Annotated in this window: 25 protein-coding genes and 1 tRNA gene; 9 read left to right on the forward strand and 17 right to left on the reverse strand. The window is 69.7% G+C overall.

All coding sequences use genetic code 11. The annotated features are described in order from the left end of the window. Window position 1: 1 nt before the first annotated feature. From CS1GBM4_RS14565 to CS1GBM4_RS14585, 5 genes are all read right to left on the reverse strand, one after another. A complete protein-coding gene (locus CS1GBM4_RS14565) occupies window positions 2-2,317 on the reverse strand; it encodes a chemotaxis protein CheA (RefSeq protein WP_186419450.1) in 2,316 nt (771 codons plus the stop codon). A gap of 8 nt (window positions 2,318-2,325) precedes the next feature. Continuing rightward, window positions 2,326-2,685: a response regulator gene (locus CS1GBM4_RS14570; protein WP_152012417.1), complete on the reverse strand. Its 360-nt coding sequence runs from the start codon at window positions 2,683-2,685 to the stop codon at window positions 2,326-2,328. 7 nt (window positions 2,686-2,692) lie between these two features. Continuing rightward, a complete protein-coding gene (locus CS1GBM4_RS14575) occupies window positions 2,693-2,974 on the reverse strand; it encodes an STAS domain-containing protein (RefSeq protein WP_186419451.1) in 282 nt (93 codons plus the stop codon). Window positions 2,975-3,089: 115 nt separating this feature from the next. Continuing rightward, on the reverse strand, window positions 3,090-3,557 hold the full coding sequence (locus CS1GBM4_RS14580; RefSeq protein ID WP_186419452.1) for a response regulator: 468 nt from the start codon (window positions 3,555-3,557) through the stop codon (window positions 3,090-3,092). Window positions 3,558-3,612: 55 nt separating this feature from the next. Next, on the reverse strand, window positions 3,613-5,067 hold the full coding sequence (locus CS1GBM4_RS14585; RefSeq protein WP_186419453.1) for a methyl-accepting chemotaxis protein: 1,455 nt from the start codon (window positions 5,065-5,067) through the stop codon (window positions 3,613-3,615). A gap of 165 nt (window positions 5,068-5,232) precedes the next feature. Here CS1GBM4_RS14585 and CS1GBM4_RS14590 point away from each other — a divergent pair, with 165 nt between their 5' ends. The 4 genes from CS1GBM4_RS14590 to CS1GBM4_RS14605 all read left to right on the forward strand — a co-directional run bounded on the left by CS1GBM4_RS14590 (window position 5,233) and on the right by CS1GBM4_RS14605 (window position 9,143). Beyond that, a complete protein-coding gene (locus CS1GBM4_RS14590; RefSeq protein ID WP_186419454.1) occupies window positions 5,233-6,108 on the forward strand; it encodes a LysR substrate-binding domain-containing protein in 876 nt (291 codons plus the stop codon). An 87-nt stretch (window positions 6,109-6,195) separates the two neighbouring features. Then, the gene (locus tag CS1GBM4_RS14595) at window positions 6,196-7,380 is read left to right on the forward strand and encodes a PLP-dependent transferase (protein WP_186419455.1); all 1,185 of its coding nucleotides are present in this window, start codon (window positions 6,196-6,198) and stop codon (window positions 7,378-7,380) included. Window positions 7,381-7,470: 90 nt separating this feature from the next. Further along, window positions 7,471-8,493: an amino acid ABC transporter substrate-binding protein gene (locus tag CS1GBM4_RS14600; protein WP_186419456.1), complete on the forward strand. Its 1,023-nt coding sequence runs from the start codon at window positions 7,471-7,473 to the stop codon at window positions 8,491-8,493. Between the two features lie 203 nt (window positions 8,494-8,696). Further along, entirely contained in the window at window positions 8,697-9,143 is a 447-nt protein-coding gene (locus tag CS1GBM4_RS14605) for a hypothetical protein (RefSeq protein WP_186419457.1), read from the forward strand. A gap of 32 nt (window positions 9,144-9,175) precedes the next feature. Here the strand turns inward: CS1GBM4_RS14605 and CS1GBM4_RS14610 are convergent, their stop codons facing one another. Further along, window positions 9,176-11,080 carry a TRAP transporter fused permease subunit gene (locus CS1GBM4_RS14610; protein ID WP_186419458.1) on the reverse strand — a complete coding sequence of 635 codons (1,905 nt, stop codon included), beginning with the start codon at window positions 11,078-11,080 and terminating at the stop codon, window positions 9,176-9,178. Between the two features lie 86 nt (window positions 11,081-11,166). Next, complete coding sequence (locus CS1GBM4_RS14615; protein WP_186419459.1) at window positions 11,167-12,114, reverse strand: TAXI family TRAP transporter solute-binding subunit; 948 nt, start codon at window positions 12,112-12,114, stop codon at window positions 11,167-11,169. 234 nt (window positions 12,115-12,348) lie between these two features. Between CS1GBM4_RS14615 and CS1GBM4_RS14620 the strand changes: the two genes are divergently transcribed. Continuing rightward, complete coding sequence (locus CS1GBM4_RS14620) at window positions 12,349-13,437, forward strand: nitroreductase family protein (RefSeq protein ID WP_186419460.1); 1,089 nt, start codon at window positions 12,349-12,351, stop codon at window positions 13,435-13,437. Window positions 13,438-13,521: 84 nt separating this feature from the next. Here CS1GBM4_RS14620 and CS1GBM4_RS14625 read toward each other — a convergent pair. From CS1GBM4_RS14625 to CS1GBM4_RS14650, 6 genes are all read right to left on the reverse strand, one after another. After that, window positions 13,522-13,597: transfer RNA gene (locus CS1GBM4_RS14625), tRNA-Ile, on the reverse strand. 40 nt (window positions 13,598-13,637) lie between these two features. Continuing rightward, complete coding sequence (mbfA, locus tag CS1GBM4_RS14630) at window positions 13,638-14,630, reverse strand: iron exporter MbfA (protein WP_186419461.1); 993 nt, start codon at window positions 14,628-14,630, stop codon at window positions 13,638-13,640. A gap of 217 nt (window positions 14,631-14,847) precedes the next feature. After that, complete coding sequence (locus CS1GBM4_RS14635; RefSeq protein ID WP_186419462.1) at window positions 14,848-17,250, reverse strand: methyl-accepting chemotaxis protein; 2,403 nt, start codon at window positions 17,248-17,250, stop codon at window positions 14,848-14,850. A 361-nt stretch (window positions 17,251-17,611) separates the two neighbouring features. After that, on the reverse strand, window positions 17,612-18,022 hold the full coding sequence (locus CS1GBM4_RS14640; RefSeq protein WP_186419463.1) for an acyl-CoA thioesterase: 411 nt from the start codon (window positions 18,020-18,022) through the stop codon (window positions 17,612-17,614). Next, window positions 18,015-18,383: a hypothetical protein gene (locus CS1GBM4_RS14645; RefSeq protein WP_186419464.1), complete on the reverse strand. Its 369-nt coding sequence runs from the start codon at window positions 18,381-18,383 to the stop codon at window positions 18,015-18,017. Before CS1GBM4_RS14645 ends, CS1GBM4_RS14640 begins: the two co-directional genes overlap by 8 nt. Before the next feature lie 6 nt (window positions 18,384-18,389). After that, the gene (locus tag CS1GBM4_RS14650; protein ID WP_186419465.1) at window positions 18,390-19,415 is read right to left on the reverse strand and encodes a methionine synthase; all 1,026 of its coding nucleotides are present in this window, start codon (window positions 19,413-19,415) and stop codon (window positions 18,390-18,392) included. Between the two features lie 77 nt (window positions 19,416-19,492). Between CS1GBM4_RS14650 and CS1GBM4_RS14655 the strand changes: the two genes are divergently transcribed. After that, entirely contained in the window at window positions 19,493-19,915 is a 423-nt protein-coding gene (locus CS1GBM4_RS14655; protein ID WP_186419466.1) for a VOC family protein, read from the forward strand. Window positions 19,916-20,017: 102 nt separating this feature from the next. On the opposite strand, the gene CS1GBM4_RS14660 is transcribed toward CS1GBM4_RS14655, so the two are convergent. Next, window positions 20,018-21,241 carry an MFS transporter gene (locus CS1GBM4_RS14660; protein ID WP_186419467.1) on the reverse strand — a complete coding sequence of 408 codons (1,224 nt, stop codon included), beginning with the start codon at window positions 21,239-21,241 and terminating at the stop codon, window positions 20,018-20,020. Between the two features lie 193 nt (window positions 21,242-21,434). Here CS1GBM4_RS14660 and CS1GBM4_RS14665 point away from each other — a divergent pair, with 193 nt between their 5' ends. Next, window positions 21,435-22,457, forward strand: coding sequence for a 2-dehydropantoate 2-reductase (locus tag CS1GBM4_RS14665; RefSeq protein ID WP_186419468.1), 1,023 nt, complete (start codon window positions 21,435-21,437; stop codon window positions 22,455-22,457). A 4-nt stretch (window positions 22,458-22,461) separates the two neighbouring features. Here CS1GBM4_RS14665 and CS1GBM4_RS14670 read toward each other — a convergent pair whose 3' ends face one another. The 3 genes from CS1GBM4_RS14670 to CS1GBM4_RS14680 all read right to left on the reverse strand — a co-directional run bounded on the left by CS1GBM4_RS14670 (window position 22,462) and on the right by CS1GBM4_RS14680 (window position 24,879). Further along, window positions 22,462-23,022, reverse strand: coding sequence for a type 1 glutamine amidotransferase domain-containing protein (locus CS1GBM4_RS14670; RefSeq protein WP_186419469.1), 561 nt, complete (start codon window positions 23,020-23,022; stop codon window positions 22,462-22,464). An 81-nt stretch (window positions 23,023-23,103) separates the two neighbouring features. Further along, window positions 23,104-24,318 carry an EAL domain-containing protein gene (locus CS1GBM4_RS24835; protein WP_348522327.1) on the reverse strand — a complete coding sequence of 405 codons (1,215 nt, stop codon included), beginning with the start codon at window positions 24,316-24,318 and terminating at the stop codon, window positions 23,104-23,106. 273 nt (window positions 24,319-24,591) lie between these two features. Then, complete coding sequence (locus CS1GBM4_RS14680) at window positions 24,592-24,879, reverse strand: HlyU family transcriptional regulator (RefSeq protein WP_186419802.1); 288 nt, start codon at window positions 24,877-24,879, stop codon at window positions 24,592-24,594. Window positions 24,880-25,189: 310 nt separating this feature from the next. Here CS1GBM4_RS14680 and CS1GBM4_RS14685 point away from each other — a divergent pair, with 310 nt between their 5' ends. Together CS1GBM4_RS14685 and CS1GBM4_RS14690 are read left to right on the forward strand one after the other, a co-directional pair. Further along, window positions 25,190-25,561 (forward strand): hypothetical protein, encoded by a 372-nt coding sequence (locus tag CS1GBM4_RS14685; protein ID WP_186419470.1) that lies wholly within the window; start codon window positions 25,190-25,192, stop codon window positions 25,559-25,561. Next, the gene (locus CS1GBM4_RS14690; RefSeq protein ID WP_186419471.1) at window positions 25,558-26,136 is read left to right on the forward strand and encodes a TetR/AcrR family transcriptional regulator; all 579 of its coding nucleotides are present in this window, start codon (window positions 25,558-25,560) and stop codon (window positions 26,134-26,136) included. Before CS1GBM4_RS14685 ends, CS1GBM4_RS14690 begins: the two co-directional genes overlap by 4 nt. Window positions 26,137-26,254: the final 118 nt, after the last annotated feature.

The following is a 26,254-nucleotide window of genomic DNA, read 5'->3' on the forward strand; positions in this document are numbered from 1 at the left end:
TTCATCCAGCCAGTTTGAGTTCGGGAGCGGGGTGACGGGCGCCCGAAGCCGCCACGCGCAGCATCGAGTCGACGTCGAGGATGAGCGCGACCAGGCCGTCGCCGAGGATGGTCGCGGCCGAGGCGCCGGCGACCGCGCCGTAGTTCGATTCGAGGCTCTTCACGACGACCTGCTGCTGGCCGACGATCTCGTCGACGGCGATGCCGACATTGCCGCCCCGCTCCGTCTCCGCGATGATGATGATGTTCTCGTCGCGTGCGCCGGCCGAGCCCATCACCGCGCCCAGCCGGTGGAGCGGCGTGATCTCGCCGCGCCAGCGCAGCACTTCCTGGCCGAAGGTCAGGTGCTCGATCGGCGTGTTGGCGAGGTGCTGCGTCTCGATCACGCTCGCGATCGGGATGACGTAGCGGTCGTCGCCGCAGCGGATCACCATGCCCTCGAGCACGGCGAGCGTGAGCGGCAGAGCGAGCGTGAACTTGCAGCCGCGGCCCGGCTCGGAATCGACGCTGATGCGGCCGCCGAGCGATTCGACGTTTCGGCGCACCACGTCCATGCCGACGCCGCGCCCCGAGATGTCGCTGACCGCGTCCGCGGTCGAGAGGCCGGCGGCGAAGATCAGCTGGTCGATCTCCTCCGGCGCGAGTCTCTCGTCGGCGCCCACAAGCCCGCGCGAGCGGGCCTTGCTCAGCAGGCGCTCGCGGTTGATGCCGCGGCCGTCGTCGGTGACGCTGATGACGATACGCCCGGCGCGATGCTCCGCGACCAGCTTGATCGTGCCCTCGGGATGCTTGCCGGCGGCGACCCGCTCGTCCGGCGTCTCCAGCCCGTGATCCATCGAGTTGCGGATCATGTGGGTCAGCGGGTCGGCGAGCTCCTCGATGATCGTCTTGTCGACCTCGGTGTTCTCGCCTTCGAGGACGAGCTTGGCCTCCTTGCCGAGCGCCTGCGCCAGCTCGCGCACCAGGCGCGGCATGCGCTGGAACACCGCTTTCACCGGCTGCGCCCGCACCGCCATGACATGGTCCTGCAATTCGCGCGTCTGGCGCGACAGGGTCAGGATGCCTTCGGCGGTCTTGGCGTAGACGTCGTAGGGCAGCGAGCGCACGCACTCGACCAGCATGGACTGGGTGATGACGATCTCGCCGACGAGGTTCATCAGCCGGTCGATGCGGTCGAGGTCGACACGCACGCTCACGGCCTGGCGCTGGCGCGCAGCGGCGTCGTTGGCCGCCGGGCGCACCGGCGGGCGCGGCTGCGCCGGAGCCGGAGCTGCGGCCGGCGCGGCCGCTGCCGGGGCTGCGGGCTGGATGTCCGGCTGCGGCGCGGCCTCGGGAGCCGGCCCGAGCCGCGCGAGGATCGCCGAGAGGTCGGCCGCGACGGTCTGCGGCACTTCCGGCGCGGCCGCTGGCGCGGGCACCGGCGCGGCTTCCGGCACGGCCTCGCCGAGCACCTCGACCTCGAACTCCTCGTTGGCGAGGGTGAAGTCGAACTTGGAGACGATCTCCTCGGCCGAAAGCTCGGTGCGCAGCATCACCGTGAAGCGCATATGGCAATCGGTGACGTCGAGCGTCTCGAGCGGCGGGACCTGGCTGAGATCGCAGCTGACCGAGACGACCTCGTCGGCCGGCAGGATGCCGATCGCTACGCGCGGCTCGATCACCCGGCGGAACAGGTCGGCCTCCGGCGTGATCTTCACGCGCACGTCGCGCCCGGGCCGGCGGACCGGCGCCGCGGCGGCCGGCTCGTCGTCGTCCCAGCCGTCATTGGCCGCGGTCGCAGCCGGAGCCGCGGGCGCCGGCGCCCCCATCTTGGCGTCGACCATGGCGAGGAGGTTGCCGAGCGCGGCGATGCCGGGCGGGGCGTCGGCCGCAGGAGCGGCCACGGGCGCCGCCGGCGCGGGCGGAACGACCGCAGGCGGAGCGGCCGGAGCGGCGGGCTTGGCCTGCCCGACCTGCTCGAGCGCCGCCAGCAGGTCCGGGCGCACCGGCGCGGTCTCGTCGTTGCGAGCGGCGGCGACCAGATCGGCGACGGCGTCCGAGCAGCGCAGGAACAGGGTGAAGGGCGCGTCTTCCAGCGCGACGCGGCCGGAGCGCAGATGGTCGAGCGCCGCCTCGAAGACATGGGCGAAGCCGACGAGCTCGGTGCAGCCGAAAGCCCCCGCGCCGCCCTTGATCGAGTGGATGGCGCGGAAGGCGGCGTTGACGTCTTCCGGGTCGCTCGAGCCTTCGTCGAGGGCCTGGAGCTTCTGTTCCAGGGCGCCGAGGAGCTCCTCGCACTCCTGGAAGAAGGTCTGCTTGAGTTCCGCCAGCGGATCCATGGACAGCCTCAGTTCTGGTAGCGCGCGACGAGGCCGAGCAGGGTATTGGGCTCGAACGGCTTGACCATCCAGGCGCTGGCGCCGGCGCGGCGGCCCTCCGCCTTGATCTCGGCGCCGTTCTCGGTGGTCAGCACGATGATCGGCGTGTTCTGCCCGGCCGGGCGGGCGCGGCAGGCGCGCGTGAACTCGATGCCGTCCATGATCGGCATGTTGAGGTCGGTGATGACGAGATCGGGCTTGAACTGGTCGAACCGCGCCAGCCCCTCCTCGCCGTTCTCCGCCTCCGCGACCTCATGGCCGGCATTGCGCAGCGTCATGCTGAGCAGGCTGAGCAGCGTCTTGGTGTCGTCAATCGCGAGGATCTTCATCGCGGGATCACTCCAGAACGAGAGCGCTTTGCGCCGGGTCGAACCCGATCGCCTGAAAGGACTGGCGGCATTCGTCGGACACCGCCTTGAGCGTGACGCTGAGGCCGCGCGCCTTGGCGCTGCTGGCGGCCGCATGCAGGAGCTGGATCCACAGGCTCGGGAACGGCCCGGCCTCGGCGCACTCCACCGCGATGCTTTCCTTCTGCTCCAGCGCGACCAGCAGCTGGTTGCGGAAGGCCGCGGCCTCTGAACGGCCGAGGAAAGGCGGAAGGGAGACGGTGATGACCACGGCGGCGCGCCCTGTGACTGGTGACTGGGAAGCATCCCGGCGATTGGTAAAAATTTCGCTAAACCCGCCGGCGCCGCCGCAAGGATTGTGACGGTTCCGCGGCGGCCGCTCCCCGTCAGAACAGGTTGTTGCTGATCGCGCGCGGGACCAGCGAGATGCTGCCGTTCACTTCCTTGTACTTGCGCGGGATGTTGATGATGCCCGAAAGGTGGAGCCAGAGATTGTTCGGCGAGATCGGCTTCACGATGATCTCGTGGGCTCCGAGCTTGGCCGCCTGCACCACGGCGCGGCGATCGGGCTTCTCCATCATCACCAGCACCGGCGCCTTGGCGAAGGGCGAGGTCTTGAAAGAGCGGATCGAGGCCAGGCATTTCACGCTGTCGCCGTCGGGCAGGTCCCAGTCGAGGATGACGATGTTGGGCTGCTTCTGGATGAAGGTCGTCGCCGCCGTCGCGAGATCGGCCGCCTCGAAGACCCGCTGCAGCTGCGCCTGGTACAGCATGGTGCGGATGATGCGCCGATAGTGCGGGCTGGGATCGATCAGCAGCACCGACAGGTTGGGGAAGGATGGCGCGATATGCATGTCTGCGACTCGGGACCCGTACTCGACACAACTCCGGGAGCGACCGTCCCGCCTCTCAGACGCTGAGCCCGAACCTGACCCCGCCCCAGTGCCGGCCCCGGACGAAGATCGGCGCCGACAGGTCCTCCATCACCAGGAAATTGCCGCCGCCCATGTCGCGCCGGTAGGTCTGCAGCAGGAACGGCTTCTGGTTGCGCGCCGCGGCGAGTCCGGTCCGGTCGTCGAAGATCCGCCGGTTGCGGCAATTGGCGTTGTTCCACACCGGATCGGCCCCCTGCGGCTGCGAGTATTTGCGGTTGTGCGTCGGCAGGTAGCCGTTGCGGTCGACCGCCGCGCAGAACACGATGCGCTTGTTGGCCGACAGCAGCCTCTCCTGCACCGGCGGCAGCAGCCGGTCGGTCAGCGCGGTGAAGCGCGTCATGAACTGCTGCGGGTCGCTGCCGGCGATCGGCCGGTAGGCCTCGTCGAACAGGTCGGCGGGGCTGACCTCGCCCTTCGCCAGCGCTTCTTCGAACAGCGCCGCCATCGTCGCTGCAGTCTCGGTCGCGATCTCGATCATCTCCGATTGCGGCGTGCGCACGCCGGAGCCGGCGATCGCCCCGAGGATCGCCTCGCTGGTCGAGACCAGCGAGCTGGCACGCCGCGCCGCGACCTCGAGATTGCGGCCGGACTGGTCGACCCCCGCGACGAGATCCCGCAGCTCGCCGCCGACCTGGGCGAAGGCCGCGGCGTTCTCGCGCGCCGGCGCGGAGATCGAGTCGATCTCGCCGATCAGGCCCACCACCGAGCGGCCGAAATGGTCGAGCTCGCCGATCTGCTGCGAGATGCCCAGGCTCTCCTCGCTGGCACGCCGCGCCGCCTGCGCGTTCGCCTCGCTCTGCTTGGCCAACTGGTCGACGGACGCGACCAGCGCGTCGAGCTGCCTGGCGCTGGCCGAGGTCGCGTCGCGCGTCTGCTCGGCGAGCTGCTTCACCGCCGCGGCGATCACGGCGAAGCCGCGCCCGGCGGCGCCGCTGCGCGCCGCCTCGACGCCGGCATTGATCGAGAGCAGCTGGATCTCGCGCGTGATCGTCTGGATCGCCTCGCTCGCCTCGCGCACCTTGTGCGCCCGCGCCACCGCCTCGGTCAGGGCCTGCGAGATCGACTGCGCGCCCTCGGACAACTCGGCGATGTCGTGCTGCGCGGCGTTCAGCCCCTGCCGCACCGCGCCGGTGACGCGCTCGAGCCCGCTCTTGACCACGGACGCCGCCTGCTGGGCGGCGTCGGCGGCCTGCTGGATGCCCTGATTGGAGCGCGACACCTGCTCGACCGAGGCGACGACGCGGTGCAGCCCGTCGGTCTGCCGCTCGAGCTCGGTGTTGACGTCGCCGATCCGGCCGGAGATGTCGGTGATTTCGGCGCTGAGCTTGCCGAAGCGCTCGGCGATGTCGAGCACGGCCCGCGCGGCCGCCTCCGCCCCGGGCGCATCCTCATAGGCGGGATCAGGCAGCTTGAGGGCCAGGGCGTGCATCGCTGCGGCGCTTCCATCTTGGAGTTCTGCCCGTCGACCCTAAAAGAACAGGGTAAAGCCACGGTTAAGCGGGATTTCTGCGCGCGCAGGCGCGCCGGCGGCGGTTCCCTCCCCCCGGCGCCGCGGCTAGGCTGGCCGCGCAACGACAGATTGGGCAGGGGCCGCTTGAACAGCCGACAGCTCGAAACCTTCGCCGCGGTGATGAAGGCCGGCACGATCTCGCGCGCCGCCGAGCTGCTCGGCGTCACCCAGCCGGGCGTCAGCCGGACCATCGCCGAGCTCGAGCGCTCGCTCGGTTTCCGGCTCTTCGACCGCATCCGCAACCGCATCGTCGCGACGCCCGAGGGCAAGCTGTTCTACACCGAGGTCGAGGCCTCCTTCCTCGGCATGGACACGCTGCGCGCCGCGGCTGCCCGCATCCGCGATCATGGCACCGGGCAGTTGCGGGTCGGCTCGCTCTCGGCGCTCGGCTCCTCGCTGGTGCCGAGGGCGGTGCGCCGCTTCCGCGACAGGCGGCCGGAGATCGCGGTCACGCTGATGGTCCTGCCCTCGCGCGACGTGCGCGACGGCGTCGCATCCGGCGTCTTCGATATCGGCCTCGCCGCCGACGAGATCGACGTCTCCGGCGTCCTGCACCAGCCCTTCGTCCAGCCGCGCCTGCTCTGCGCCCTGCCGCTCGGACATCCGCTCGCGGAGAAGCAGCTGATCGGCCCGGCCGATCTGCACGAGACGCCCTTCATCGCCTATGTGCCGGAGGACCGCGCCCGCCAGCGTCTCGACCGGATCTTCGCCGATGCCGGCGCCAGGCCGCGCATCGTCGTCGAGACCATCTATGCCGCCACCGTCTGCGCCCTCGTCGCCGAAGGGGTCGGCATCGGCCTGGTCAGCCCCTACGCCGTCGCCGGCGCCGACGCCTCGCGGCTGGTGCTGCGGCCCTTCGAGCCGAAGGTGCAGAGCCGCAGCCTGCTGATCCTGCCGCTCGACCGGCCGAAATCGCAGCTGGTGCGCGACTTCATCGACTGCCTGATGGAGGTGCGCTGATCATAACGGCCGGGCATCGAACCATGAGTCCCGGCTGATTGTCGCCGGCGGCGCGCCGCGGGAACCTCCTCCCGACAGGAGCCCGCCATGCACGACGCAACCCGCACCGTTCACCATCCTGCCGTCGACGAGGAGGGCTATGCCAGCCTGACGGTGCCGACCCACCGCGCCTCGACCATCGTCTACCCCGACGCGGCGAGCTTCTTCGCCCGCAGGCATCGCGGCTTCGACGGCTACACCTACGGCCTTCATGGCACGCCGACGACGCGCACGCTCGAAGCCCAGCTCACCGCCCTGCATGGCGGGGTGCGCACCGTGCTCGTTCCGTCCGGCCAGGCGGCCGTCGCCATCGTCATGCTGTCCGTGCTGCTGCCGGGCGACAAGGTGCTGATCCCCGACCATGTCTACCCGCCGGTGCGCAGCTTCTGCGAGGAGCATCTCGCGCCGCGCGGCATCGCCTACGGCGTCTACGATCCGCTGATCGGCGCCGATATCGCCGGGCTGATCGACGACGCCGTCAAGCTGGTCTGGGTCGAGTCGCCGGGTTCCGGCACGATGGAGGTGCAGGACGTCCCGGCCATCGTCAGGGCGGCGAAGGCCAGGGGCGTGCTCGTCGGCTGCGACAACACCTGGGCGACCCCGCTGATCTTCAAGCCGCTCGCCCATGGCGCCGATTTCGCCTGCGAGGCGCTGACCAAATATGTCGGCGGCCATTCCGACCTGCTGCTCGGCTCGATCACCGTCGCCGATCTCGGCCTGCGCCAGATGCTGAAGGAGACGCTGCGCGGCCTCGGCGTCGGCGTCTCGCCCGACGAATGCCAGCTCGCCCTGCGCGGCATCGAGACCATGGCGCTGCGGCTCGCCCATATCGGCCGCGTCTCCGAGGACTTCGCCCGCCGCATCGCGCGCTCGCCGGCGGTGGAGCGGGTGCTGCACCCCGCCCTGCCCTCCTGTCCCGGCCACGAATTCTGGCGACGCGACATGGGCCGCTCCTCCGGCGTGTTCAGCATCGTGCTGAAGCCGGCGCCGCACGCGCTGCTCGAAGCGGCGCTCTCCGCGCTCGCGGTCTTCGCCATCGGCGCCTCCTGGGGCGGCACGCGCAGCCTGATCGCGCCGATGGCGATCGCCGACGACCGCACGGTCACGCCATGGACCGACGACGGCATGGTCCTGCGCATCAGCATCGGCCTGGAGGCCGAGGACGATCTCTGGAACGACCTCGACGCCCTGCTCGCCGCGCTGGAACGGCCGGCAGCCGCCAGGGTCGCCTGAGCCCGGAGCCTGGAGACGACGATCGCGGCGGGGCAACGCCTCCGCCGCGCCGGGAGAGCCTGCCCAACCACAACGACAGGGGAGATGCCTATGAAACCGACCTTGCTTCGCCTGGCCGCGACGCTCGCACTCACCGCCGGCCTCGCCGCGCCAGCCTTCGCCGCCGACACGCTCAAGACCATCCGCGAGCGCGGCAAGATCGTCTGCGGCACCAGCCCGGGTGTCGCCGGCTTCTCGACCCAGGACGCGAACGGCCGCTGGGAGGGCTTCGACATCGACATCTGCCGGGCGCTCGCCGCCGTCATCTTCGACGACACCGAGAAGGCCGCCTTCGTCTCTCTGACGTCGAAGGACCGGCTGATCGCGCTGCAGGCGGGCGAGATCGACGTGCTGCCGCGCACCACCACCTGGACGCTGTCGCGCAATGCCGGCCAGGGCGTCACCTTCACCACCGTCAACTACTATGACGGCCAGGGTTTCATGGTCTCGAAGAAGCTCGGCGTCTCCTCCGCCGCCCAGCTCGGCGGCGCCTCGGTCTGCGTCGCCCAGGGCACGACGAGCGAGCTCAACCTCGCGGATTATTTCCGCAAGCTCGGCGTGAAGTACGAGGCCGCCGCCTTCGGTACTTCGGAGGAGGCCCTGAAGGCCTATGAGTCGGGGCGCTGCGACGCCTACACCACCGACATCTCGGCGCTTTCGGCCGCGCGCATGAAGCTGCAGCAGATCGACAGTCACGTGATCCTGCCGGAGGTGGTCTCGAAGGAGCCGCTCGGCCCCTGGGTCCGCACCGGCGACGAGACCTGGTTCAACCTGGTGCGCTGGACGGTGCTCGCGCTGATCAACGCCGAGGAACTCGGCATCACCAAAGCCAATGTCAGGGAGATGCTGAAATCCTCCAATCCGGAGGTGAAGCGCTTCCTCGGCCTCGACGGCAAGATGGGCGAGGCGATGGGCGTCAGCAACGATTGGGTCGTGCGCATCATCGCCGCCGTCGGCAATTACGGCGAGAGCTTCGAGCGCCATCTCGGCAAGGATTCGCGCCTGAAGCTCGCGCGCGGGCCGAACGAGCTCTGGAGCAAGGGCGGCATCCAGTATTCCCCGCCGTTCCGGTGAACGACGCCCGTCGCGCGGTCACCTCCCCTTCCCCCGTGGAGAAGAGTTGGAGGGGGCGTAAGATTGCGTGCAGGTCCCTCCCGCGACAGGGAGGGACTTTGGGCGCCCCGCTGAGTCGCGATGGGATCATTCAGGGCGGCTGGACGGAACTGCCAAGCTTCCCGGCGGTTCTAGACTCCGTTGCATCACCAAGGAGTATTGCCGTGCCCGCCATCAAGTCCCTCCTCGCCGGCGCTGCGGCGCTGATGCTGGTCACCGCCCCCGCGCTCGCCCAGCCGCGCACGCTCGGCCCGCAGACCGGCACGGTCCGGATCGAGCAGATCTCCGTCGCCTTCCTCGCCTCGGGCGAACTCGGCGGCGGCACCCTCACCTGGCGCGGCCGCACCTACCCGATCTCGGTCGGCGGGCTCGGCATCGGCGGAATCGGCGCCTCGCGCGTCCTCGCCAGCGGGCGCGTCTACGGCTTGACGGATCGCGCCGACTTCGCCGGCGCCTATGTCCAGCTCAAGGAAGGCTGGGCGCTCGGCCGGGCCGGACAGGGCCGCCTCTGGCTGAAGAACGACAAGGGCGTGACCATCAGCCTCGACACCCGCCGCCAGGGGCTGCAGGCGACGATCGGTGCCGACGGCGTCGTGATCGCGTTCAAATAGAGGCGAACCGGGCGGCCGCTTCGGCAGCCGCCCTATTTCACGGTGTCGGGCTGCACCGCAGGAGGCTCGGCGAGCGCGCTGGCGCCGCCCGGCGCGGGCGCGCGCTCCCGCCGCGGCCATTGCAGGGCCAGGACCGCGGCGACCAGCACCAGTCCGACCAGGTCGGTGATCCAGCCCGGCTTGATGAGGGTGAGCGCCGCGGCCAGCAGCATCGCCCGCTCCAGCCAGGTCGCGCGGGCGAGCAGGAAGCCGTGCAGCCCGGCCGCGAGCAGCAGCGCGCCGATCGAGGCGGAGAGCGCCGAGCCGAGGATGCGCGGCCAGTCCCCGATCATCAGCAGGGCCGGCTCGTAGACGAACATGAAGGGCACGATGAAGCCGGCCGCGCCGATCTTCACCGCCGCCCAGCCGGTATCCCACAGATCCGACCTCGCCAGCCCCGCCGCGGCATAGACCGCGAGCGCGACCGGTGGCGTGATCGCCGACAGGATGGCGAAGTAGAAGGCGAACATGTGCGCCGCGGGCGCGACCACGCCGAGCTTGATCAGCGCCGGCACCAGCAGCGCCGTCATGATGATGTAGGCCGGTGTCGTCGGCATGCCCATGCCGAGCAGGATGCCCGCCACCATGGTCAGGATCAGCGCGAGCAGCAGGCTTTGCGCCGCCAGCGCGACCACGGCCTGCGTGAAGACGATTCCGACGCCGGTCAGCGAGATCGCCCCGATGACGATTCCGGCGCAGGCGCAGGCGAGCGCCACCGCCAGCGTACCCTTGGCGCCGTCGATCAGCGCGCCGACCAGATTGCCGAGGGTGACGTTGCCGCGCGTGCTGCGCCGGAGCGCCGCCACCGGGAAGCAGGCCAGCGTCCCGGCCAGCGCCGCCATCGGCGCGCTGTAGCCGGCATAGATGATCGCCAGGATGACGAGCACCGGAATGAACAGGTGTCCCTGCTCGCGGAAGACGGTGCCGAGCCGCGGCAGTTCGCTGCGCGGCAGCCCGGCGAGGCCGAGCCGCCGTGCCTCGAAATGGACCGCGCCGAAGCAGGCGATGTAGAACAGCAGCGCCGGGATCAGCGCCCAGATCGTCACCTGCGCATAGGAGACTCCGAGGAACTCGGCCAGGACGAAGGCGGCGGCGCCCATGATCGGCGGCATGATCTGCCCGCCGGTCGAGGCCACGGCCTCGACTCCGCCGGCGAAGGGCGCGCGGAAACCTGTGCGCTTCATCAGCGGGATCGTCATCGTCCCGGTGACCATGACATTGGCGACGGCGCTGCCCGAGATCGTGCCGAACAGGCTCGACGAGATCACCGCGACCTTGCCGGGGCCGCCCGCGCTGCCGCCGGCGAGGCTCATGGCGAAGTCCATGAACAGTCGCCCGGTGCCGGTGCGCTCGACGAAGGCGCCGAACAGCACGAAGATCATGACGTAGGCGGCCGAGACCGAGAGCGGGATGCCGAAGATGCCCTCGGTCGTCATGAACAGCTGGTCGAGCAGCCGCATCGGCTCGACCCTGGCGACGAACAGCGCATAGACGAGGAAGACCAGCGCGGTGACCGGCAGCGCCCAGCCGATCACCCGGCGCGTCGCCTCCAGCACGACGACGATCAGCAGCACCGCGAGCACCATGTCTGCCAGCGTCAGGTCGTCCACATAGTAGATGCGGTTGACCAGGTAGTCGTAGTTCAGGAACAGGTAGAGGATCGGCACGCTGCCGACCGCCGCCCAGCCATAGTCGAGCCAGGATGGCCCGCCCTCCTGCCTCAGCCTGGCGCGGAAGAGCAGGAAGGTCAGCACCAGCGCGAAGAGCAGATGGGTGCCGCGGAAGATCACCGCCTCCGGCAGGCCAGCGACGATGACCCAGACATGGTACAGCGACATCGCCACGGCGAGCGCGGCGATGATCAGCTGGCTCGCGGGGAGCTCACGTAGACGCTGCATGGGATGTCACCGGGACCGCTCTGGAGAACGGGGATGCGCCTCCGGCAGGATCGCGCCGGAGGCGGGGCGGGCTCGATCCGAGCGGGCTACTGCGTCGCGACGGTGACGCCCTTCTCCTTGTAGAACTTGGCTGCGCCCGGGTGGAACGGCACGCCGATATCCTCGGCCATCTCCTTCACGGTCAGGGACGCGAGCGCCTTGCTGGTCGCCGCCAGCGCCGGCACGTTCTCGGCCACCGCCTTGGTCATCGCATAGGCCTGCTCCGCCGGCAGCTTGCAGGAAGCGACCAGATGGGTGGCGTAGCCGATCACCTTCACGTCCTTGTCCTGCTTCGGATAGGTGCCCTTCGGCACCGTCACCAGCGTGTAGCCCGGGTTGAGCTTCTTCATCCCCTCGAGATCGGCGCTGAGGTCGAGCAGCTTGATGTCGCGCGACGAGGCGAGGTCCATGATCGAGCCGGCCGGGATCGCCGTGCCGAGCGAGAAGGCCGAGGCCTGCCCGTCCTGCATCTGCTGCACCGAGTCGGTATAGGAGACGAAGGAGACCTTGACGTCGCTGTAGCTCATCCCGTGCACCTTCAGCAGCTGGCCGGTGATGAGCTCGCCAGTATTGCCGCGCGGCTGCGTGGTGATCGCCTTGCCCTTCAGGTCCTTGACCGTGTTGATCCCGGAATTGGCCGGCACGACCATCTGGAAATATTGCGGATACAGCGTCGCGATATTGCAGATATTGGCGTGCTTCTTGGTGAAGGGCGCATTGCCGGCCAGGCCGTCGACGGTCGAGATCGAGTTGCCGAAGCCGATCTCCGCCTTGTTCTCCTCGATCGCCCTGACATTGGCGATGCCGGCGCCGGGCAGCGCCTGGATGCTGGTGCCGGGCAGTGCCTTCTCCCAGAGATCTTTGAGCTGCCCGCCGAGCGGCACCCAGACGCCGCCCTGCGGGCCGGTCATCAAACGCAGTTCGGCAGCGGCGGCGGGCGCGGTGAGCGCCGTCGCGGCTGCGAGACACAAGGCTGCACGGCTCAGTCTCGTCATCGGTTTCCTCCCTTTTGAAACGATTGAACCTCGCCGCCTCTTATGGACGGTCGGGCGAATGCCGGCGGAACCGGCGCGACAATCATCGCGTCAAAGCTAGCGATTGGGGCCGGGCTGGCAAGCCTCGATGTGCGGCGATAGCGACGGACGGCCGGGCATCTCGGGCCGCGCCCCTGCCGGGAGCTGGACGTGGCTTTCCCGTCCGGCGAACATCGGCCAAGAGAGGAGAAGCCGATGGCAAGGCGGCACTTCCTCGCCGGCGCCGGCGGGGCACTTCTGCTCGGCGCCCTGGGGACCTATGGGTGGCGCCGCTCCGTCGGGTCCATGTCGGATTACGCCGGCCGCAGCGGTGCTGCGCGCGCCCCGCTTCCGGCCGAGCCGGCGGCGGGCGACCTCGTCCGCTATGCGACGCTCGCCGCCAACAGCCACAACACGCAGCCATGGCGGTTCCGCATCGGGAGCAGCGCCATCGACATTCTGCCGGATTTTTCCCGCGCGACGCCCGTCGTCGACCCGGACGACCACCATCTCTTCGTCAGCCTCGGCTGCGCCGCCGAGAACCTTGCCGTCGCGGCTGGCGCGACCGGGCGCCCGGGCGAGCTGCAGCCCGGCGCCCGAAGCGGTATCCGCTTCGTCCATTCGCACGGGGCAGCCCGCTCCGACCCGCTCTTCGCCGCCCTGCCACGGCGCCAGTCGACGCGCACCGACTATGATGGCCGCCCCGTCCCCGCGGCCGACATCGAGACGATGCGGCGAGCCGCCGATGTCCCCGGCGTCCGCCTCGTGCTGCTGAGCGAGCGGGCGCGGATCGACCGGCTGCGCGATCTCGTCGTCGCCGGCAACGACGCGCAGATGCGCGATCCGGCCTTCCTGGCCGAGCTGAAGCATTGGCTGCGCTTCAACCCGCATGCCGCGATGGAAACGGGGGACGGCCTGTTTGCCGCCTGCACCGGCAATCCCGTCATGCCCGGGATTCTCGGGCGTCTCGCTTTCGACACCGTCTTCTCCGCCAAGGCCGAGAGCGACAAATGCGCCCGGCAGATCGACAGCTCGGCCGGCATCGCCGTCTTCCTCGCCGAGCAGGAGAGCCAGGCGCACTGGATTGCGGTGGGGCGCGCCTGCCAGCGGTTCGCCCTGGCGGCGACGGCGCTCGGCCTGAAGCACGCTTTCATCAACCAGGCGGTCGAGGTGGCGCCGCTCAGGCCCGAGCTCGCGGCCCTGGTGGGCGAAGCGGGGACGCGGCCCGATCTCGTGATGCGTTTCGGCTACGGGCCGGAACTGCCGTTCTCGCCCCGACGCCGCGTTGCGGATGTGCTGGCCTAGGTTCTGAAGAGGCCGTTCTGCCGAGGGGTGCCGGTTCCGTGCTCCCGCCTCCTGCGCGCGGCCCGCAATCGGAAGAGCGAAGGCTGGTGGGCCGGGCCGGACTCGAACCGGCACCGGCGCTGTTATGAGCAGCGAGCTCTAACCATTGAGCTACCGGCCCGCGGCAGGCCTAGCATCCGCCGGGCGCAGCGGCAACGCCCTCACGCCCCGCCGATCAGGATGCCCGCCGCCAGCACCAGCGCGCCGCCGAGCACGACCTGGAAGGTCGCACGGGCGAAGGGCGTCTCCATGTAGCGGTTCTGGATCCAGACGATCGCCCAGAGCTCGACGAAGACCACCGCCAGCGCGATCGCCGTCGCGGTCCAGAAGGACGGGATCAGATAGGGCAAAGCGTGGCCGAGGCCGCCGAGCGCCGTCATCACGCCCGAGGCGAGCCCGCGCTTCAGCGGCGAGCCGCGCCCGGAGAGCTTGCCGTCGTCATGCGCGGCCTCGGTGAAGCCCATCGAGATGCCGGCGCCGACCGAGGCCGAGAGGCCGACCAGGAAGGTCGTCCATGGATTCTGCGTCGCGAAGGCGGTGGCGAAGATCGGCGCCAGCGTCGAGACCGAGCCGTCCATCAGCCCGGCGAGGCCCGGCTGCACCCAGGTCAGCAGGAATTGCCGGTGCGCGGCGGCGTCCTCCGTCGACCTGGCCTCGCCCTGGAGATGGTCCTCGGCGAGCTCTCCCGCCCTGCTCTCATGTCCCGCTTCCGCCCGCGCCAGGTCGCCGAGCAGGCTGCGCGTCTGCGCATCCGTGCTGCGGCCGGCGGCGGCGATGTAGAAATCGCGCGCCTGCCGCTCCATCGCCGCCGCCTCGTCGCGCATGCGCTCGAGGCCGAGCGTCTCGACCAGCCAGACCGGGCGGCGCTGATAAAAATCGGCGACATGCTCGCGCCGGATCGGCACCACGACCTCGCCGAAGCGGCGCCGGTAGTCCTCGAGCAGGCGCCGGCGGTGCTCGTCCTCCTCCGCCGCCATGCCGTCGAACACCGCGGCCGAGGCCGGATAGTCCTTGCGCAGCCGCTCGGCATAGACGGCGTAGATGCGCCCGTCCTCCTCCTCGGAGGCGATCGCCAGCGCCAGGATCTCGCGCTCGCTCAGGCTGTCGAAGCGGCGCCGGCCGCCGAAGCCCGCGGGAAGGAACGAGGACAGCATCGTGATCTCCTGGGGGGCTCTGGGACCCGGGCGCTCACGCCGGGCAGGCTCGGCGGCCGCCGCCTGCCCCGGATGACGATCCGGTCATGCGGACAAAGATTGGAATTATTCTAAATTAGCAGACCCGGCCGCCTCTGCGCAAGCCGTCCCAGACGCGACGCCCCCCGCCTTGCGGCGGAGGGCGTCCACATCGTCGGCGGAGGCAGGGGCGCCGGCGTCAGGCCGCCCTCGCCTGCTCCGTCCCGTGCTCGGCCCCCTCGCCTTCGCGGAAGCTGAAGCGGGCGATGTGCTCCTTCAGCGCGCGGGTCTGCTCGTCGGTCAGGGCGAGCGCGGCGTTCGTCTCCTCGACCAGCGCCGCGTTCTGGTGCGCCATGGTGCCGATGCCGTCGATCTCCTTGTTGATCGTGGAGACGTCGCTGGCCTGCCCGCGCGCCGTCTGCGAGATGCCGTTCATCAGCGTCGAGAGGTCGTTGACCGAGGTCAGGATGCTCTCGAACACGGCCGAGGTCTCCTCGACCAGGCCGACGCCGACCTTGACATCGCCATGCGCCGCCTCGACCAGCTTCTTGACGTCGTTCGAGGCGTCGGCCGAGCGCTTGGCGAGGCTGCGCACCTCGCTGGCGACGACGGCGAAGCCCTTGCCGGCGTCGCCGGCCCGGGCCGCCTCGACTGCGGCGTTGAGCGCCAGCAGATTGGTCTGGAAGGCGATCTCGTCGATCATCGAGATCACTTCCGAGATCTTGCTGGACGAGGTGCGGATGCGCTGCATCGCCTCCAGGGCGGAGGCGACGACGCGCTCGCCCTGCTGCGCCCGCTCCTCGGCGCTCTGCGCCATGCCGACCGCCTCGGCCGCGTCCTTGGCGGTCTTCTGGACGTTGCTGGCGAAGGCGCCGAGCTGGTTGGTCGCCATCGAAACGGCGTTGCTCTCCTCGCTGGTGCGCTCCGCGAGGTCGGTGACGCCGTCGAGGATCTCGCTCGTCGCGCTGCGCACGGCCGAGACGGTCTCCGAGAGCCGCGCCAGCGTGCTCTCGAACTCGCCGGCGAGGCTGTTCGTGCCGTTCTTCAGCTCGGCGAAGGCGCCCTGATAGAGGCCTTCGACGCGGGCGGCGAGATGGCCGTCGGACAGCTGGCCGAGCACCTCGCAGGTCTCCGACAGGCCGGTCTGCACCGTCTCCAGCAGATCGTTGACCGAGCCGGCGAGCGCGTTGAGCTCGGCGTCGGCGAAGTTGGCCGCGACGCGCCGGCTGAAATCGCCCTGCGCCGCGGCGGCGACGACTTCGCCGAAGGCCTCGCTCAGCTCCTGCATCATCTGCCGGCGCTGCGCGCGGGCGCGCTCCTCGTCCTCGACCTTGGCCTGCTCGGCGGCGCGCAGCGCCACCGCATTGTCGCGGAACAGCAGGACGCTCTTCGAGATGTCGGCGATCTCGTCGTTGCCCCTGGTCTCGACATGGGTGTCGAGCTGGCCGTCGGCGATCGCCCTGGTCGCGGCCCAGAGCCGGTTGAGGCGGCCGACGATCTGGCGGCGGACATAGAGCAGCGACAACGCCAGCGCGACGACGAGCGAGCCGAGGCCGATGACGCCGAGCCAGAGCTTGCTGGTCTCGATCAGCTCGCGTGTCGAGCCGGCGGCGGCCTGGGCGTCGCCGCGTGCGCCCTGCACGAGCCCGTCGACCTCGCGGCGCAGTTCCGCCGCCGCCTGGTCGACCTCCCTGAGGCCGCGATTGATCCCCTCGCGCGTGGTGATGTCGCGATTACGGATGTCGACGAGGCCTTCCGTGCCCTCGCCGACCGCGATCAGCGCCTCGACCGTGCTCGCCCGCGCCTTGTTGGGCGTGATCTTCTCGGCGTCGGCCAGCAGGGTCCGCAGCCGATAGGCGATGCCGTTGAAGCGCTCGCGCGCCAGGGCCAGCTTCTCCTTGTCGTTGATCTGCGCCACCTCGCGCAGCACGCCGACCATCTCGTTGACATTGGCCTGCAGCGTGCGCGCCAGGTCGAAGATGGCGAAGTCGCGGTCCATCAGCGTCTTGACCGCGCCGGTCAGCGCGTCGCCGGAGAGCACGCCGAGATCGTCGAGCCCGAAGGTCACCGCGAACTTGGCCTGCTCGGCCTCGCCGCTGGCGGCCTTGACGAAGGCGTCGTAGGCCTTGCCGAGCCGCTCCAGCGCGGCCGTCGCCTCGGCGGCGTTCCGCAGGCGCTCGCCGGTCAGGTCGTTGATGTCGTTGATCTGGCGCGACAGGCTGTCGAGCGCGCTCTGCGCCTTCTTGTTGTCGACATTGCCCTGCTGGCCGATCTTGCGGACGAGGTCGAACTGGCGGGCCTCGACCTTGTCGAACTCGCCGGTGAGCGCCGCGCGCTCACGCACGCTCTGGACCTCCATGAAGCGCGGCGCCAGCGCCGTCGAGGCCGTCGCCGCCTGGGAGAGCTCGAGCGCCAGCTCGACCACCGGCATCTTGCGCTCAACCATGTCCTCGACCGTGCTGCCGACCCGGCCATAGGAGAACCAGGCGACCAGCGAGGCCGCGATGGTGAGCACCGTCAGGACGCCGAGCGCCGCATAGATGCGCGCGGCGATCCCGATACGCGACGCCTTCTGGCGCGCAGGCTTCCCAGTCTTCGACATTGACGCGGTACTCCTGAAGGCATGTCCGGCGGCGCGGCGCCGGCCGGTAGCGGATCGCGGACGAGGGCGGCGGCCGACGCGGGTCAGCCGTTGAAGGGGCGTGAGCGGAGGAGTGCGGGGCGAAGGCCCGCCGGCCGGGCGCAATCGGGCGCCGGCCGCGGCGCGCGCCGGAGCACCTCCGCCGGCATGCGACGGCGATCGATCATGCAGGAACCTCCCAGCCCCCTGGCCGACCGGCCCCGATGGACCGATCGACGGCAGAATTGCGGCGGTCCGCTTAAAGAACGTTTAAGTTGCCGGATTCTTCTGAATCACTCAGCCTCGGGGCGCATTCACGGTCCGTTAGGATCTGCGCTCCGGCTCAGCCTTGCGGCAAGGGCGGCACCGGCCGTGGCCGGCCTTCGTCGTCGATCGCCACGAAGGTGAAGGTCGCATCGGTGACCTTTTCGTGCAGGGTGGTGCGGAAGCGCTTGGCCCAGGCCTCGACCTGGATCTTCATCGAGGTCCGCCCGACCGAGCGGACCGAGGTGTAGACGCTGAGCACGTCGCCGACCTTGACCGGGCGGATGAAGGTCATCGCCTCGACCGCGACCGTGACCACGCGCCCCTGCGCCCGGTCGACGCCGGCGATGCCGCCGGCCTGGTCCATGCGCGACATCACCCAGCCGCCGAAGATGTCGCCATTGGCGTTGGTGTCCGCCGGCATGGCGATGGTGCGCACGGTCAGCGTGCCGCACGGTTCCTCGACAGGGTCGACGCCGGGCTCAGTCATCCTTGTCCTTCCCTTCCTCGATGTGGAACGAGTGGAGCACGCGATGCAGGATCGGCGCCAGCACGAAGCCGGTGGCGATCACCACGAACAGGCCGGAGAAGATCGCGTAGAATCCGGCGAAGAGCTTGCCGCTCTGCGTCTTCAGCTCGCTGACCGGCCCCATGCCCGACAGGATCATCGCCGCGTTGACGAAGGCGTCGGTGGCGTTCATGCCTTCGCTGGCGGCGTAGCCGGCCATGCCGATCGCGAGCCCGACCAGGGTGAGCCCCAGCCAGAGCAGCACCGCCCGGCCCATGCGCACGACAAAGCGCCGGAAGGGGGCGAGCCGCTCATGGCGGCGCTCGAAGCGGAGCTCGCGCATCGGCGCTCAGGCGACGCCGAGTTCGCGTCTCACCAGGGCGGCGCCGGCGGCCAGCGCCGCGAGCTTGCCATAGGCGACGTCGAACGGCATCGGCGCCAGCCCGCAATTGGTGCAGGGATAGAGCTTCTCCGGCGCGACATGAGCGAGCACCGCGCGGATCGTCGCGGCCACCTCCTCGGGAGTCTCGACGACGTTGCTGGCGACGTCGATGCAGCCGGCCAGCACGTCCTTGCCGTCGAGCAGGCGGATCAGCTCGAGCGGCACCCTGGAGTTGCGGCATTCGAGCGAGACCTGGTCGATCGTGCTCTTCGCGATCACCGGGAAGGTCTCCTCGTAATGGCGCCATTGCGCCCCGAGCGTCGCCTTCCAGTCGATATTGGCCTTGATGCCGTAGCCATAGCAGATGTGCACGGCGGTGGTGACCGAGAGCCCCTGCGCCGCCCGCTCCAGGCAGGCGATGCCCCAGTCGGCGACGGCGCCCATGTAGACGTTGAAGGCCGGCTCGTCGAACTGGACGACGTCGACGCCGATCGCCTGCAGCTCCTTCGCCTCCTCGTTCAGCACCGCGGCGAAGGCCATGGCGAGGTCCTCGCGGCGGCCGTAATGCTCGTCGGCGATGGTGTCGACGATCGTCATCGGCCCCGGCAGGGTGAACTTCAGCTTGCGTGTCGTGTGCGCCCGCGCCGCCTGCGCCTCCATCCTGTGCACCGGCCCCTTGCGCCGGATCGGCCCGGTCACGGTCGGCACCTCCGCCTCGTAGCGATTGTTGCGGATGCCCATGATCGTCTTCTTGGCGAAGTCGATGCCGTCGAGATTGGCGAGGAAGCCGTGCACGAAATGCACCCGCGCCTGCTCGCCGTCGCCGACGATGTCGAGCCCCGCATCCTCCTGCAGCTTGACCGACAGAATGGTGGCGTCGCGCCTGCCCGCCTCGAGCGCCTCGCCCTCCAGCTTCCAGGGCGCCCAGAGCCGCTCCGGCTCGGCGAGCCAGATCGGCTTGGGCAGGCTGCCGGCGAGCGTGGTCAGAAGCATGGCGTTTCCCCCGTGGTTGAGCCGAGATTGACGAGAGCGCATGCTGCGTCAAGTCAGGCCGCCGAAGGAGGAGCGCGATGAGCACGCCACCGCCGATGATCTGCATCTCGCTGCGCTATGCCGATGCGCCGCGCATGTACGACTGGCTGATCGAAGCCTTCGGCTTCGAGAAGCATGCCGCCTATTATTCCGAGGATGGCGGGACGCTGCTCCATGGCGAGCTGCGCATGGGCGAGAGCTTCGTCATGCTCGGTTCGTCAGAGAACAACGAATTCGGCAAGCTCGTCTCGCGCCCGGCCGAGCTCGGCGGCACCACCGCCTCGCCCTATGTCGCGACGACGGAGATCGACGCGCTCTGCGAGCGGGCTCGCGCGGCCGGAGCGGAAATCTGCATGGAGCCGACCGACCAGCCCTATGGCAGCCGCGACTTCATCTGCAAGGATCCGGAAGGCCATGTCTGGTGCTTCGGCACCTACCGGCCGGGCGCCGAGCCGGGCTGACTCCAGCCGTCATCGCGACCGGCGTCGGCGAGACGGCGCTCCGGAAAGCCGAGCGGGCCTTCCTGGTCCCGCTTCGCCACGCTCGCGGGGCCCGCGACAGCCTCACGCCGCCGCCAGCTTCGGCCGCGCCTTCAGCATCAGCCAGCAGACGATCGAGAGGTTCATCAGGTTCCAGGCGAGGCCGTTGAGGAAGGCGAGCCGGTAGGATGCGGTGGCGTCGAAGATCAGCCCGGAGACCCAGCCGCCGAAGGCCATGCCGAAGACCGTCGCCGACATCACGACGCCGATGCGCACGCCGGCCTCGCGCGGCGGCATGTAATCGCGGATCACCACCGCATACATCGGCACGATCCCGCCCTGGAACAGGCCGAAGATGCCGGTGACGACGAAGAGCGAGCTCAAGCCGTCGAACCAGAGATAGAGGAACAGCGCCATGCCCTGCATCAGCGAGGACAGCGCCAGCGTCGCCGTGCCGCCGATCCTGTCGGCGACGAAGCCGGAGCCGATCCGGCTGACGATGCCGAGCGCCATCATCACCGAGAGCATCTCGGCGCCGCGCGCCACACCGTAGCCGAGGTCGCTGCAATAGGCGACGATATGGACCTGCGGCATCGACATGGCGACGCAGCAGCAGAAGCCGGCGACGACCAGGAGCAGCTGCAGCTGGTTCGGCGAGAGGCCGAGGCTGCCGCGCGCCCCGGCGCTCACCGCCTCGGCCGCGGCGATCGCCGCGGCGCTCGGCCGGCGCCGGAACAGGGGCGCCAGCGGCAGCATCACGACCAGCGAGGCGATGCCGAGCCACAGATGCGTCGTGCGCAGGCCATGGGTCTCGACGCCCCAGTTGATCAGTTGCGGCCAGAACATGCCGGCGAGATAGCTGCCCGAGGCCCCGAAGACGACGGCGAGGCCGCGATAGCGCCGGAACCAGTGCGACAGGTCGGCGATCAGCGGCGAGAAGCCGGTCGCGGCGCCGAGCCCGATCAGGAAGCCGTGCGCCAGCGCGAACTGCCAGAGCGAGCCGGCGATCGAGGCCAGCGCGTAGCCGCCGCCGAGCAGCAGCGCCCCGAGCACGATCGGCGTGACGATGCCTGTCCGGTCGGCCAGCCGGCCCATGGCGATGTTGCCGATGCCGAAGCCGATCATCGCGCAGGTATAGGGCAGCGAGGCGTCGGCGCGCAGGACGCCGAACTCCTGCTGCACCGCCGTCACCACCACGACCGGTGACCAGGAACCGACGCAGGCGACCGTGCCGATCAGCAGGGCAAGCGCCAGCCTCATCCAGGCATAGGCCGAATCCGGCGCGTAGCGCGCATCCTGAGCGTTCATGTGTCCTCACCGACCGGCGGAGAATAATCGTCTCCGTGCCTGAGCTTTAGGCAGCGCCCGACACGGCCACAAGGGCGCGCGTCGCGGGGCGATGCGGCGCCGATGGGGGGTCCCGGCCGGCGTCCCCGCCCGGGGCTGCTTGCCATCGGAGCGGCGTCCTCGGCATGCTGAACCAGCCTGTTCCGGAGGGGCGATGGCCAGGATCTGCATCTACGGCGCCGGCGCGATCGGCTGCTATCTCGGCGGCCGGCTCGCCGCCGGCGGCGCAGAGGTCGCCTTCGTCGGCCGCCCCGGCCTCGGCGCGGAGCTTCGAGGTCACGGGCTGACGCTCTCGCATTACGACGGCCGGCACTGGCGCCTCGCTCCGGAAGCCATCGCCTTCTCGACCGGCCCCGAGGCGGCCGCGGCCGCCGATCTCGTCCTGGTCACCGTCAAATCCGGCGCCACCACGCAGGCGGCTGCCGAGCTTGCGGAAGTGGTTCGCCCGGCCGCCCTGGTGATCAGCTTCCAGAACGGCCTGCGCAACACCGAAACCCTGCGCGCCGCCTTGCCGGGCCGGACCGTGCTTCCCGGCATGGTGCCGTTCAACGTCGTCGGGCGCGGCCCCGGCGCCTTCCATCAGGCGTCGGAGGGCGAGTCCGAGGTCGAGGACGCGTCGGCACTGGCGCCTTTCCTCGCCGATTTCGGCCGCGCCGGCTTCGCCCTGCGCCGCCACCGGGACATGCTGCCGGTGCAATGGGCGAAGCTGCTCTTCAACCTCAACAATGCCGTCAACGCCCTCTCTGGCCTGCCCCTGCAACGGGAGCTGGCGCAGCGCGACTATCGCCGCTGCCTCGCCCTCGCCCAAAGCGAGGCGCTCGACCTCATGGCGCAGGCCGGCATCCGGCCGGCCCGACTGACGCCGCTGCCGGCGCGCTGGATTCCGCTGCTGTTGCGCCTGCCCGACGCGCTCTTCGCCCGTCTCGCCCGCGGCATGCTGGCGATCGACCCCACGGCGCGCTCTTCCATGGCCGACGACCTCGCCGCCGGCCGCCCCACCGAAATAGACTGGATCAACGGCGAGGTGGTGCGGCTCGCCGGGCGTCTCGGGCGGCAGGCGCCGGTGAATGCCCGCCTGACGGCTCTCGTCCATGCGGCCGAAAGGCAGAAGGCCCCGCCGCGCTGGAGTGGCGAGGCCTTGCTGGCGGAGCTGCACGAGGGCGCATCGCGCCCTTGAAAGGTCAGGCGGCGCGGTGCTCGTGCCGGCCCTCGTTGACCTCCTCGACGATCTTGGCGACGAAGGCCGGCAGATCGCCGGGATTGCGCGAGGTGACGACGCCCTTGTCGGCGACGACTTCGCTGTCCTCCCATTGCGCTCCGGCGTTCACCAGATCCTGCCTGATCGTCTTGTAGGAGGTCAGCCTGCGCCCCTTGGCGATGCCGCTGTCGATCAGCAGCCAGGGCGCATGGCAGACCGCGGCGACCACTTTGCCCTGGGCGAAGAACTCCTTGATCAGGGCGATCGCCCTGTCGTTGCCGCGCAGCGTGTCGGGGTTCATCTGCCCGCCGGGCAGCACGATCGCGTCGTAGGCGTCGGCGCGGACCTCGTCCAGGCTCTTGTCGACCCTGACCGGCCGGCCCCAGTCCTTCTTGTCCCAGCCCTTGATCTCGCCGGTTTCGGGCGAGGCGACATGCACGGTGGCGCCGGCTTCCTTCAGCCTCGCATGCGGCACCTCGAGCTCCGATTGCTCGAAGCCGTGCGTGGCGAGGATGAGGATCGACTTGCCGTTCAACGAGGCCATGGCTCTCTCCCTGGTTGCTGGCTCAGCTCAGGGAACGGCCGGGACCGCGATCCGTTTCCGCGTCGGAACGCCGCGGCCGGCTCAGCCCTTGCGCCCGGTCAGGTCGGCATATTGCTCCCCCGGAAGCGGCCGGCCGAGCATATAGCCCTGCATGTAGTTGCAGCCCTCGTCGATGAGGAAATCGAGCTGCTCGCGCGTCTCGACGCCTTCCGCCACCACCTCGATGTCGAGCGCGTGGCCGAGCGCGATCACCGCCCGCGTGATCGCCGCCGCCTCGGAGGCGACGCCGAGATTGGCGACGAAGCTGCGGTCGATCTTCAGCGTCGAGAGCGGGAACATGTGCAGATAGGAGAGCGAGGAGTAACCCGTGCCGAAATCGTCCAGCGCGATGCGCACCCCGAGCGCCTTGATCCGGTGCAGCACCAGCATGGTGCGGTCGAAATCGGTGATCATCACCCCTTCGGTGATCTCGAGCTCGAGCCGCTCGGGCTCGAGCCCGGTCTCGATCAGCACCTCGTCGATCAGCCCGGGCAAGTCGCCATGGCGGAACTGCAGCGGCGAGACGTTGACGGCGATGCGCAGCGGCTTCTCCCAGCGCGCCGCCTCGGTGCAGGCCTGGAGCAGCAGTTCCCGTGCCAGCGGCAGGATCAGGCCGCTCTCCTCGGCCGCGGGAATGAAGTCCGTCGGGGAGATCACGCCCCGCTCCGGATGGACCCAGCGCGCCAGTGCCTCGAAGCCGGTCAGCTGCCCGGCCGCCGAGAATACCGGCTGATAATGCAGATGCAGCTGCTTTCGCGTGATCGCCGTCTCCAGGTCCTCGGCGAGATGATGCCGGGCCGCCGCCACGCCCGGCGCGGCCTGCGCCAGGGCGGAGAGGTCGATCATGAGGTTCATCGCGCCGCAGAGTCCGCCCCGCGAATCATAGAGCGGGGAGGCCAGCGGCATGATCCGCACGCGGCTGCCGTCGGGGCGTTCGAGCAGCGCCTCGGCACCGCGGATCTCCCGTCGCTCGCGCAGCGCGATCGCCAGCGCGCAGTCCTCGGCGGCAAGGGGCGAGCCGTCGAGCTGGAACAGGCGGTGGCTGATGCACCAGCGGTCCTCGCCGAGCCGCGGCTCGCGTCCGGCGAGCCGCGCCGCCTCCGGGTTGAAATAGGTCACGCGGCCGCTCGCATCGGTCGTGTACAGCGCCAATGGCAGCCGCGCGACCATCTCGCGAAACCGCCTGTCGTCGACGCAGCCTGACCCGGCATCCTCGGCTTCATCCGGCATCTTGCTGCCAGCGGCATTCAGGGGCATGCAATTGATCTCGACACCGGCGAACTCAGTAGCGACATCAAAGCCGCAAAAGCCGAATAAAGTTTTAAATGGCAGGGACCAGTCTCGACCGCAGGACGAAATCGCCGCTTCGATCGCAAAGGAAGAAATTCAGAGTATGGTATAATTTGACTCAAAATCCGCCGATACCCCAAGGAAAACCAAATCGCTGCCTAATTATAAACTTTTATAGCTTTGCCGGCGCAGCGGGAACTGGAAGCATCGCCGCGACGAACTAGAGATGACGCTGGAATTCTATTTGAACAAGCGTTCGCCTTGCTCGTCGATCAACTGCCTCGCCTTGACGATGGCGAAGTCCGCCGCCTCCTCCGCCCCCGGAAACCGGTCCGCCCGGATGAAGCGGTGGCTCCTCAGCTCGCCGTCGATCTCCTTCTCGATCACGCCGGCGAGCTGTTGCTGCCCGCCTTCGGGAAACGGCGTCGCATGGATGGTGAAGCCCTTGTACTCGGTGCTTTTGAGCGGCGCGGCCGGGCCGGCGGACTTGGGCTCCTTGCGGCCGAACAGGGATTTGAGGAAGGACATGGCGCACTCCGTCTGACTGGTGGTGTATAGCGCAGATGCGGCGGGCTGCGCCAAGGGCCCCGGCACCTCTGGTGGAGCGCCCGCGCCCTCCCCGCCCCTGCCGCATGGGATGAGCTGCCTGGTCGCCACTGGCCGGTCCTGGGAGCCTCCGCCGCCGGAGCATTATGCCGGCCGTTGAGGGCCCGGCGCCGAGGTGCCGGCGGCTCGCCGCGCGGGCGAAGGCCCCCCTCCCCACACCGTCGCAGACAGGGCACTTGCACGGTGCCTAGAAAATAGTACCATACTAGATGGTATGATTTTGGAGGTGCCCTTGAACGCCTGGCTCGCCCTTGCCGCCGTGCTCGCGGCCGCGACCACGCTGATCCATGCCCTCCTCGGCGGCCGCGAGATCGCCGCGCCCCTGCTGGCGGCCGAACGGCTGCATGCCGTGCCGAAGTTCACGCTGTATTATTGCTGGCACCTGGTGACCATCGTGCTCGCGGCGCTGGCGCTCGCCTTCGGCCTCGTCGCGACCGATCAGGGCAGCCGCGACCTCGCGCTCTTCGCCACGGGCGGCGCGGCCCTGTTCGGCCTGTGGAGCCTCGCCATGATCGGGCTGTTCGGCCTGCGCATCGCGCATTTCCCGCAATGGGCGCTGTTCGCGGCGATCGCGCTCAGCGGTGCGATCGGCCTGTGGCCGTGACCACCCCTGCCCCGTTGCGCTTCCGCCGGAACGACTGGCTCGAGCTCGGCCTCGCCGCGCTCGCCGAGCAGGGGCCGGCCGGGCTGACCATCGAGGCGCTCTGCCGCCGCGCCGGCAAGACCAAGGGCTCCTTCTACGCGCATTTTCCGGCGATCGAGGCTTATCTTTCGGCGCTCGCCGGGCATTGGCGCGAGACCTTTACGCTCCGTCTGATGCAGGAGGCCGACAGAGGCGAGGCGCCGCGCGACAGGCTGCTCGCGCTCGACCGGATGGCGCTCGCCCTCGACGGCCGCATCGAGCAGGGCATGCGCCGCCTCGCCCAGCTCGACGCAGGCGTCGCCGCGACCTGTGCCGCGGTCGACCGCGAGCGCATCGCCTATCTCGAGAAGCTCCACGGCGAGAGCCGGTGCTTCGCCCCGGCGGAGGCGCGTGCACTGGCCCGCATCGAATACGCCGCCTTCATCGGCTTCCAGCAGCTCGACCTCGGCCTGTCGCCGCAGGAGCTGCACGATTGCTACGGCACCTTCATGCGGCTGGTGTATCCGCCGTCATTCCGGAGCGGGCCGCGGGTCTGAGCCCGGAATCCATGAACACGGAGCGTCCGAAAGAGGCGCGGCGCCGACGCGCCTTCTCGTGAACCTTGGTGGTCATGGATTCCGGGCTCGCTGCTACGCAGCGCCCCGGAATGACGGC

This window comes from Allobosea sp. CS1GBMeth4 (assembly GCF_900185715.1).
Lineage (GTDB): Bacteria > Pseudomonadota > Alphaproteobacteria > Rhizobiales > Beijerinckiaceae > Allobosea.